Source organism: uncultured Maritalea sp., from assembly GCF_937139385.1.
GTDB lineage: Bacteria > Pseudomonadota > Alphaproteobacteria > Rhizobiales > Devosiaceae > Maritalea > Maritalea porphyrae_A.
On record NZ_CAKZPW010000089.1, the window covers coordinates 1 to 8,225 of the forward strand.

Genomic DNA, 8,225 nt, shown 5'->3' on the forward strand with positions numbered 1-8,225 from the left:
TTCGGGCCAACACGATCCTTTCCGGCAAAAAACTGCTCGAAGCGAATGGCGGCGATGTGGACAATATGGAAGGTCTGACCGCCCATATTGGCGCAAAGGGTGAAACCGTCATTTCCATTCTATCTGATGACAATTTTCGCGGCTGGGAACGTACCCTTTTGCTGCAATTTGAATGGGTAAAATAATTTTGATTTCACCAATAAAATCTGTCTAATATGCCCCCACCTCAACGCAAGCTCGAGGATAACGAGCATACTCAAAACAAGGGATAATTCATGAATATCGATCTACTTAAACGCCTGTGCGAAACCCCAGGCGTGCCGGGCCGCGAAGACCGCATCCGCGACCTCATTGAAAAAGAAATCGACGGCCTGTTTGACGAAGTAACAACCGACGCTATGGGTTCACTTTTGTGCAAACGCAACCCAACCGGCAAACCTGCAAATCCACCCAAAAAAATCATGCTCTTGTGCCACATGGACGAGATCGGATTTTTGGTTTCTCACGTCACAGACAAAGGCCACGTCTATGTGGACAATGTAGGTGGTTTTGACACCCGCAACCTGTTCAGCCGCCGTGTACTCGTGGTCACCGAAAATGGCGACTATAAAGCGGTGATGAACCCGGGTGGCAAACCAATCCACATTCAGTCCGCTGAAGAAGGCAAAAAAATCCCAACGGTTTCTGAGTTTGTGATTGACCTTGGCATGGGCGAAAAAACCAAAGACGTGGTGCAAGTGGGCGACTATGTGGTGATGGATGAGCCATTGCTGGATTTGGAAGACAAAGTGGTCTCCAAAGCGCTCGACAACCGCGTCGCATGTTGGTTGGGCATCGAATCTATCCGCAAATTGGTTGAGGACAAATCTTCTCACGATTGCGAAATTCATGTAGCCTTCACCACTCAAGAAGAAGTTGGCCTGCGCGGTGCCCGCACAGCGTCTCACGCAATCCAGCCTGACATTGGGCTAGGTATTGACGTAACCCTTGCCTGCGACACCCCAGGCGTGCCTGAGCACCAAGCTGTGACCATCCAGGGCAAAGGTTTTGGCCTGCACGTCAAAGACAGCTCATTTATCGCTGATATCGGCCTCGTGCGTGAAGTTGAAGCATTGGCCAAGAAAAATGACATCCCCTACCAGCGCACAATTCTCGCCCGTGGCGGCCAAGATGGCGCAGCAGCTCAACAAGCTGCCGCTGGTGCAAAAGCTGTCGGCATCGTTGTCGGCTGTCGCTATGTGCATACGGTAACCGAAATGATCGACAAAACTGATCTGAAAGCGGCCCGTGATATTTTGACCGCATATTTGGCGGATCACTAATCAACCCGCTGCAAAGCTGGTGACAATTGGAAGCCCGTTGCTATCGCAGCGGGCTTCTCTATTTGGAAATGACCTTATCGACGATCTTATCAAACCGAGTGTCCATGCACACGCTCAGGTCAGTCGTAATAAAACGACCATCGATAAAGAGGCTGAAAATCGTCGCTGGTGTTGGCGCATTCTGCGCCGCTTCCAAACTGTCCAACTTGATGATTTTTGCGGTCAAATTACGTTTTTCGCAAGTTTCTTTAAGTGAAGTTTCAATATGAAAATCTGTAAATGGGCAGCGATTTGAATAATAGACCGTGACGCCTTTGGTTGCAGGATCAAGCCCCTGCCTTGCGCTCTTAGCAAAATGCGGTAGCTCGGCGTTTGGCATCTCACCGGTTTCAAGCGCCAAGAGAACAAAACCATTTTCCAACTCGTCAACTTGACGAAACCCCTGCCGCAAAAGCCATTTCCCATCGCTTTGGAAATGCATCTTTTTCTTACCCACAACAGAAACCAAGCCGGCCAACCCTTGTTGTTTTGCATCGTCTAGGGCGGACTTTAAAAGCGCTTTGCCGTGGCCCTGCTCTTTGAACTTCCCCGACACCCAAAAACAACCCATCACCATCCACTCAGGCGCAACAACCGGCATCCACGTTTGAGCACCCGGGCCATATTCGATAAACACTTTGCCACGCTCGTCCAAACGCGTGAACCGATAGCCATGCGCATGTTGATCCGAGAGCCATTGCTTTTTTGCCTCGTAGCCTTTGGTGCATTTCTTGTCAGAAATCGCGCAGCAAATATGCTCTGTTGGCAGCGTTTTAGGTGTTAAAGAGATGTAAGCCATGTCAGTTTCCTCCTTTTCAAAAAAGCTAAGTCCAAAGGCGTTCAGCGTCATTGAGGCAGGTCAACCTCTTTACTCAGATGCAAGACAGGTGAGAAGGTATCAGCGAGATATAGCCACTGCGAACTTGATTGCTGCGCCAAACTGTTACAGCTTTGACGCTAAGAAACGGATCAGGATCGGCCTAAACCAATGCCAACAATCGAATATATCTATTCAGCCCATTCCGCTTTTGCCTATTTGGGTTCTGCTGAGTTGAGCAAAATATGCGCTGAACACAACGCCACATTGGTGCACAAACCCATTCTGTTGTCGCCAGTTGTTGAAACACAAGGCTCAAAACCATTTCGAGAACGCACACAAGCCCATGTGGATTATTTCTTTGGTCGACAAATCGAGAGATGGGCGGCGTACCGCAAGGTGCCAATTGTCAACTTCCGACCAACCTATCACGACGCTGACTATAGCCTTGCCTCAGGGCTAATTCTTGCCCTTGGGGACAGGGGCGAACAAGTTGATCAAATGGCCCATGCTATCCTTCAAGCGCACTGGCGCGATGATGCAGATCTTTCGAACCATCAAACCCTTCAAAAGGTGGCTTCGGACATGGGTCACAATGTTGAGGCGTTGATGGAAAAAGCCGCTTCACAACAGGTGCAAAACAAACTGCTAGCCAACTCAAATTGGGCGCGCGAGCACAGTGTTTTCGGGTCCCCCACCTATATCGTTGATGGCGATCCATTTTATGGCCAAGATCATCTAGAGCTGGTGAAGCGCGCACTTTCGCAACCGTTTGCGCCAACCAAATGGTCCAACCCGTCTGTTCAAAGTTAAGCGGGAAGCTTTTTTAAACGCCCAACAAAAAACGCCCCGAAATTTCGGGGCGCTTTGCTACACGGCTAAATTGGCTCACATCAATTCAGCACGTTGGGTGCGAATGGTTAGTTCGCTTTTAGGCGATCGCTTTTTCAGCGGATCGCCGATCAGAAACAAACTGGCGCAAGAAATTGTAAGGCGCGAGCAGTGCAAACACCATTAGACCTTTGACGATCAGATCCCCGAGCCCCAGTGAAACATACAAAGGCACTTCAGGTCCCATGCTGAGCAAAGGCACACCAAATCCAAGAGAACTATCCGCTTGAGCAAAGAAATTGTCGATCCCCACAAATACGGGTGCGAACGCCAAAGAGAAGAAAATCGCTGTATCCACCGCCGAAGCAATGCTTGATGAGATCAAGGGCGCGCGCCACCAAGCCCCACCAGAACGCAATCGATCAAATATGGAAATATCCAACAATTGTGCGATCAAGAACGCAGAGCCAGAAGCCACGGCAATACGTGGGTTGGCCAATTGTAGCGACAAATAGACGGCAAAAGAAAATCCAACCAACACAACGATGCGTGCAGATTTTGGGCCGAAATGACGGTTGGTCAAATCGGTTACAAGAAATGCGAATGGGTAGGTAAAGGCACCCCAGGTGAGGATTTCTTTGAGGTCTAGCGGTCCGAATTGAACCTCAACCGGAATGGCGACCAAATAGTTCGAAGCGACAACGACAATCGCCATGGCAACAACGGCCACAAAAAAACGAGCGAGCATGATAATGCACCTCTTGAGTTACGCGGCAACTCCGGCAACAGACCGACGCCACTTATGAAAACAAGAATCCGCGAAACGAACATTCGTTCCGCGGATTCCAAATCAAAAATCTAAAAGAAACCGTAGCTTAAGACGCTTGCGCCAAACGGATTTCTTTTTTAACGCCCAAAGCGCGATCTGACAATTCAGTGTCTTTTGCTTTAAGCAAATATGCGTCCAAGCCACCGCGGTGCTCAACAGTACGCAAAGCAGCAGCTGAAACTTTAAGTTTCACGTTGCGGCCCAAAGTTTCAGACATCAAAGTCACATTGCACAAGTTAGGCAAAAACTTGCGACGAGTCCGGTTGAGCGCGTGGCTCACATTGTTACCAGACATCACACCTTTGCCAGAAAGTTCACAACGCCGTGCCATGTTTTAATTCCCGTTCGATCCATAGTACCTAGTCTGTCTCGCACAAATCGCGGAGCCCGACAGGTCTCAATTACATGAAAAAGTCGCGTTTAAGTAGATAATCGCTGACCATTAGTCAAGCACTTCTCGCCAAAAATCAATCCGAATTGCCTTGAAAGCATCAAACCATGTCGGCACTGTTAAAAATCAGTGATTCGTCAAAAGCGCAATAGTTTATGCATTAACCAAGGATCGACCGACATCGTGGCCGCATCGTTTACCCCAATTCTTTTCCGCTCAATCCTATTTATCGCTGCCTTTTTTTGCGCGCCTTTTGGCGCCTTGGCCAATAATCTAAACGCAAACGCCAATTATGTTGTCACCTTGAGGGGCGTCAACATTTCAACCGTCAGTGTTGGATTTAAAGACAATGGACAAAACTACAGCGTAAACATTTTAGGCGATGTAACAGGCTTGGCCTCTTTAGTGGCGGCGGGTACTGCGCGGTTTGCCTCTTCGGGCAACTCATCAGGCGACCAGCTGCAAAGCGAACGATTCGAACTGGAAACCATTGCAAACGATCAAACGTTCAATGTTATGTTTCAAGCCAACCAGGGCAATGTCACCAGTTCTCAAGTCATACCGCCCCTCAGCCAAAACAAAAATCGCGTCCCAATTGTGCGCAAACACCGCCAGAATATTAATGACCCCATTGCGTCCTTTTTTCTGAAAGCAGATCGCTTAGAACCGGCGCTGTGCGACCGCCAACTAAAAGTCTATACAGGCGTTGAGCGCTACAATATCGACCTCAAGTTTGCAAAAGAGCAAACCGCAACATCCAAAGCTACTGGCTATCAGGGCCCCGTTATTTTATGCACCATGCGATACAATCCAATATCCGGGCACTTCACAAATTCTGATACCACCACCTATATGCAATCCAACCAGCGGTTTTTGATCTGGTACGCCCCCTTGGGTCAATCGGGTTATATGATTCCCTATCGCGTTTTGGTGGGAACAGCTTTTGGCGATCTCTCTATGGTGCTCACACGGCTAAATTATTGATAAAGCCAGCCAAATCGCAGAGACACCGTTAACCATAACGCCCAAATCGGCCCGGTCATTTCGACACGTCAAAGTCTTTTTCGTAAAGATTGTGTGTTTTTTTCGCCCATTTTCAGCCCCAAAGATTAACTTAGACAAAAAAAACACCATCTGAACATTCAAACAACTGAAACATTGATTAGGATTTTACACAAATTAAGCAAATCGAAACATTGATGAACATGATTTTGCTTTTTCAAGACCACAATCTTGGGGTTATGAGAAAAATAGTAGCCCCAAGCCCTATGACCCACCATATACTGTAGGGAACGAAGCAAGAATTGGTGCAAAACCGCGATTCGGACCGTGTTCGTTCCTCTTTTGTACCAATCATTAATCCAAAGCTGTTTTGACCCGCCGTCCTGTCTCAAAAAAAGACAGTCAAACCAGCCACAACTCCAAAGGACGCCGGAGAAACTATGACGACCCACTTTTCCTCGGGCAACGTTAAGGCGATCTTGGGCCCAACCAATACGGGCAAAACCCATTATGCGGTTGAGCGTTTGCTGGCACACCGGACCGGCATGATTGGCTTGCCGCTGCGGCTTTTGGCGCGCGAAGTCTACCAAAAACTAGTCGAACGGGTTGGCATTGGTGCCGTAGCGCTGGTCACTGGCGAAGAACGTATATCGCCAAAGAACGCTCGCTATTGGGTTGCAACCGTTGAAGCAATGCCTGCAAATCTAACGGTTGAATGTGTCGCAGTGGACGAAATTCAAACGGCGACCCACTTGGACCGGGGCCATATCTTTACCGATCGCATCCTTCATGCGCGCGGCACCCATGAAACACTGCTGTTGGGTGCTTCAACCATGGCCCCGATCATTGCTGCATTGCTGCCAGATGCCGAAATCATCTACCGGCCGCGCTTTTCGCAGCTGACCTACGCGGGATCAAAAAAGATCACCCGTCAGCCACCTCGCTCCGCAATTGTTGCCTTCTCCGCCAGCGAAGTTTACGCCATTGCCGAGCTAATCCGGCGCCAGCGCGGTGGCGCAGCTGTTGTTATGGGGGCCCTTAGCCCACGCACACGCAACGCCCAGGTTGAACTATATGAGCATGGCGAGGTCGACTTTCTGGTTGCAACCGACGCGATTGGCATGGGGTTAAACCTTGATATCAACCATGTGGCCTTTGCCGCTGACATGAAATTTGACGGCAAACAAATGCGCCCTCTAAACCCTGCCGAGTTTGCGCAAATCGCAGGACGGGCCGGCCGCCACACGCGAGATGGCACTTTTGGGGTGACGGGGGGTGTTGAAGGATTTTCTGATGAGTTGGTACAACAGCTTGAAAGCCACGAATTTGAACCGGTGAAAGTGTTGCAATGGCGCAATGCAGATCTAAATTTCGCCTCGTTCGAGCTCTTACAAAAGTCCTTGGATGTGCGCTCAACGCATCAAAAACTCACCAATGTCCCTATCGCCAAAGACCAATTGGGCCTCGAATTTTTGATGCGGCACCCCGACATTGGGCCCAAAACCGGCAAAAAAGTCACTCAATTGGCATGGGATTGCGCCCTCATTCCCGATTATCGCAACATTTCACCCGCCCAACATGGTGAGATAATTGCCACAATCTTCCTAAATCTTGAACAAAGTGAAACAATTAGCGAAGACTGGATTGCCGAACAGGTCAGGTTTTGCGACAATGACCAAGGTGAAATTGACACTTTGTCCAATCGGATCAAACAAATTCGAACCTGGACCTATGTCGCAAATCGAAAAAACTGGTTAAAAGACCCTACCTATTGGCGTGAAAAAACAAATGAGATTGAAAATACATTGTCGGACGCATTACATAAGCGTCTCACGCAGCGATTTATTGATCGTCGAACAAGTGTTTTAATGCGCCATTTAAGAGATAAACAAATGACTGCACCGGAAATATCACAGAGCGGCGAAGTATCCCTTGAGGGTCAAACCATTGGATCCATCCAAGGATTTCGCTTTACCCTTTCATCTCAAGATGGCGGGGAAACCAAAAATCTTCGCTCTGCGGCCAGCGTAGCCATTGCGCCTGAGATCAAGAAACGGGCCGAAAAAGTAACCGATTCGCCAAACGACGAGTTTGTTTTAACCGCTGACGGCCTTATCCGCTGGCGCGGTGAAGTCATCGCAGAACTGGCCCCAGGCGATGACATGTTGACCCCACGCCTGATCATTTTGGCTGACGAAAGCCTGACTGGTCCAGATTTAGGCGCGGTACAAGACCGATTAGACTTGTGGCTACGTCACGCGATCAATACCCAACTTGAGCAACTCATTTCGCTGCGTGAACCCGCCGAACTTGAGGGCGCTGCCCGTGGTGTTGCGTTCCGTCTGTCTGAAAGCCTTGGGGTGATCCCAAGAGCAGAGATTGCTGACGAAGTGAAATCGCTCGATCAAGATGTGCGTGCCATCATGCGCAAAATGGGCATCAAATTCGGCGCTTATCACATCTATCTCCCGCTTTCGCTTAAGCCTGCACCACGCGAAATGGCGCTCATTTTGTGGGCGCTGCAAAATGGCGGTGTGCGTCAACCGGGCGTGCGCGAACTGCCACAAATCATATTGTCTGGCCGCACTTCGATTGATATCGATCCAGAAATCGCCACACAGCTTTACGAAATTGCTGGTTTCAAAGTCACGGGCAACCGGGCAGTGCGCGTGGACATTTTGGAACGGTTAGCCGATTTGATTCGCCCATTGATCGCCTTTGATCCTAAACGCAATCAAGACAGCCCCCCAGAAGGGGCAGCCGAGGGCAACGGTTTCCGCGTCACCGTGGAAATGACAAGCCTTTTGGGTTGCGCTGGCGAAGAGTTTTCAACCGTACTGACCTCTTTGGGCTACAAGGTCACCAAGACCTTGATTGAAACAGCACCTGTTGCGCCTGAAACAGGCGATGACATTGTTGTGGCGGCAAACAATAACGAGCCGCAAGGTGAAGCAGTAACTGAAGTCACAGAACCACAAGTTGCAGCAAAATCGG

At 49.4% G+C, this 8,225-nt stretch carries 7 protein-coding genes and 1 pseudogene; 5 read left to right on the forward strand and 3 right to left on the reverse strand.

The window, feature by feature from the left end:
- Together Q0231_RS03720 and Q0231_RS03725 are read left to right on the forward strand one after the other, a co-directional pair.
- Positions 1–185 (forward strand): annotated as a pseudogene (locus Q0231_RS03720) (twin-arginine translocation pathway signal); the annotation flags it as partial.
- Between the two features lie 90 nt (positions 186–275).
- Positions 276–1,322, forward strand: a complete 1,047-nt coding sequence (locus Q0231_RS03725) for a M20/M25/M40 family metallo-hydrolase (protein WP_299345257.1) — start codon at positions 276–278, stop codon at positions 1,320–1,322.
- Positions 1,323–1,380: 58 nt separating this feature from the next.
- Here the strand turns inward: Q0231_RS03725 and Q0231_RS03730 are convergent, their stop codons facing one another.
- Positions 1,381–2,160, reverse strand: coding sequence for a GNAT family N-acetyltransferase (locus Q0231_RS03730; RefSeq protein WP_299345260.1), 780 nt, complete (start codon positions 2,158–2,160; stop codon positions 1,381–1,383).
- Positions 2,161–2,349: 189 nt separating this feature from the next.
- Between Q0231_RS03730 and Q0231_RS03735 the strand changes: the two genes are divergently transcribed.
- On the forward strand, positions 2,350–2,991 hold the full coding sequence (locus Q0231_RS03735; RefSeq protein WP_299345263.1) for a 2-hydroxychromene-2-carboxylate isomerase: 642 nt from the start codon (positions 2,350–2,352) through the stop codon (positions 2,989–2,991).
- A 118-nt stretch (positions 2,992–3,109) separates the two neighbouring features.
- On the opposite strand, the gene Q0231_RS03740 is transcribed toward Q0231_RS03735, so the two are convergent.
- Positions 3,110–3,757, reverse strand: coding sequence for a VUT family protein (locus tag Q0231_RS03740; protein WP_299345266.1), 648 nt, complete (start codon positions 3,755–3,757; stop codon positions 3,110–3,112).
- Between the two features lie 127 nt (positions 3,758–3,884).
- Entirely contained in the window at positions 3,885–4,169 is a 285-nt protein-coding gene (rpmB, locus tag Q0231_RS03745; protein WP_269395083.1) for a 50S ribosomal protein L28, read from the reverse strand.
- 243 nt (positions 4,170–4,412) lie between these two features.
- On the opposite strand from rpmB, the gene Q0231_RS03750 reads away from it, so the two are divergent.
- Positions 4,413–5,213 carry a DUF3108 domain-containing protein gene (locus Q0231_RS03750; protein ID WP_299345269.1) on the forward strand — a complete coding sequence of 267 codons (801 nt, stop codon included), beginning with the start codon at positions 4,413–4,415 and terminating at the stop codon, positions 5,211–5,213.
- A 458-nt stretch (positions 5,214–5,671) separates the two neighbouring features.
- Positions 5,672–8,225 (forward strand): helicase-related protein (locus Q0231_RS03755; RefSeq protein WP_299345271.1); only part of this gene is annotated, 2,554 nt, incomplete at its 3' end.

What these genes read in the sequence shown, in the direction of transcription:
- Q0231_RS03725 (WP_299345257.1), top strand. Translation starts at nt 276, where the DNA reads ATGAATATCGATCTACTTAAACGCCTGTGCGAAACCCCAGGCGTGCCG.
- rpmB (WP_269395083.1), bottom strand. Translation starts at nt 4,169, where the DNA reads ATGGCACGGCGTTGTGAACTTTCTGGCAAAGGTGTGATGTCTGGTAAC.
- Q0231_RS03740 (WP_299345266.1), bottom strand. Translation starts at nt 3,757, where the DNA reads ATGCTCGCTCGTTTTTTTGTGGCCGTTGTTGCCATGGCGATTGTCGTT.
- Q0231_RS03730 (WP_299345260.1), bottom strand. Translation starts at nt 2,160, where the DNA reads ATGGCTTACATCTCTTTAACACCTAAAACGCTGCCAACAGAGCATATT.
- Q0231_RS03735 (WP_299345263.1), top strand. Translation starts at nt 2,350, where the DNA reads ATGCCAACAATCGAATATATCTATTCAGCCCATTCCGCTTTTGCCTAT.